This is a genomic window from Xenorhabdus griffiniae (genome assembly GCF_001028135.1).
In the GTDB taxonomy this organism is placed as follows: Bacteria; Pseudomonadota; Gammaproteobacteria; order Enterobacterales; family Enterobacteriaceae; genus Xenorhabdus; species Xenorhabdus bakwenae.
The window spans coordinates 1-918 of record NZ_LDNM01000144.1 but is presented as its reverse complement, the minus strand read 5'-3'; the positions used below and the strand labels follow the sequence as shown (position 1 = coordinate 918).

Annotated in this window: 2 protein-coding genes; one reads left to right on the top strand and one right to left on the bottom strand. The window is 46.0% G+C overall.

The features are described from left to right. Nucleotides 1-152: 152 nt before the first annotated feature. Complete coding sequence (locus AAY47_RS18795) at nucleotides 153-488, bottom strand: helix-turn-helix transcriptional regulator (protein WP_327213553.1); 336 nt, start codon at nucleotides 486-488, stop codon at nucleotides 153-155. A 131-nt stretch (nucleotides 489-619) separates the two neighbouring features. Between AAY47_RS18795 and AAY47_RS18790 the strand changes: the two genes are divergently transcribed. Continuing rightward, nucleotides 620-918, top strand: a 299-nt coding sequence (locus tag AAY47_RS18790) for a CHC2 zinc finger domain-containing protein (RefSeq protein ID WP_047771835.1), incomplete at its 3' end; no start/stop codon positions are given.

Here is a 918-nt window from a genome sequence, read left to right as displayed (position 1 = left end):
GTGTAATAACGTTCTGTTTTTGTCACTTTATTTACTGCACGGTTTTGCCTAGAATGCGCCTTAGCCATCATTCAACTCCTGTTTAGTTGCTTGTGGTGAGCGATATCAGCTGGTAGCCGCCTGCTGATATCGCGCTAAATCATTCTATTACCTTAATTCTTCAACCACTTACGCGCCTGATACTTAATCACCATCCCTTCCAGCATCTCTCTAATGACGTTTTTTTCTTCTTCGGGAAATTCATTAATCGCCTCGAACAAAAAAAGAAACTCATTAGGTGGCGTCCGTTCCCCTTCTTCAAAAAGTAACCAGTCAGCAGAAATAGAAAACGTTTTAGCTAACTTGCGTAGGGCTTCGGCGGAGGGTTCAGAAGTTCCGGCTTCATAGCGTTTAACCTGCTGAACATGAATGTTGGCAGCATCAGCTAACCCTTGCTGGGTTAACCCTTTTTGCTTCCGTAGTTGAATTAAACGGGCAGAGAAACTCATCTCAGAACTCCATGATAATACAGAATCCATAATGTAAGTCCTCCGGTAATGTGCCCTTGACAATAGTTACATTATAGATACTAATATAATACATGTAAAGAATCTTGACGGGTTTTTAAAGGAATAACGATATGGCTCGCATTCCCGAAGCAGAATTACAGCACCTGAAATCCGCTGTCTCCTTAGTTGCCATCATTGAGCAGCAGGGACGGCAGTTGTTTAAGCGCGGCAAAGATATGACGGTGTTGTGCCCGTTCCATGAGGAGAAAACGCCCTCGATGGTGATTACACCGGCGAAAAATCTCTATCACTGCTTTGGCTGCGAGGCGGGCGGTTCAGTGCTGGACTGGGTCATGCAAACGGAAGGGCTGAGCCTGCGTCATGCCGCCGAACGCTTAAAAGCGGTGCTGGGGCACAATCCAGCGGTCGA

Bases quoted from the DNA above. Each gene is read 5' to 3' on its own strand.
- AAY47_RS18795 (WP_327213553.1), bottom strand. From the start codon at position 488: ATGAGTTTCTCTGCCCGTTTAATTCAACTACGGAAGCAAAAAGGGTTA.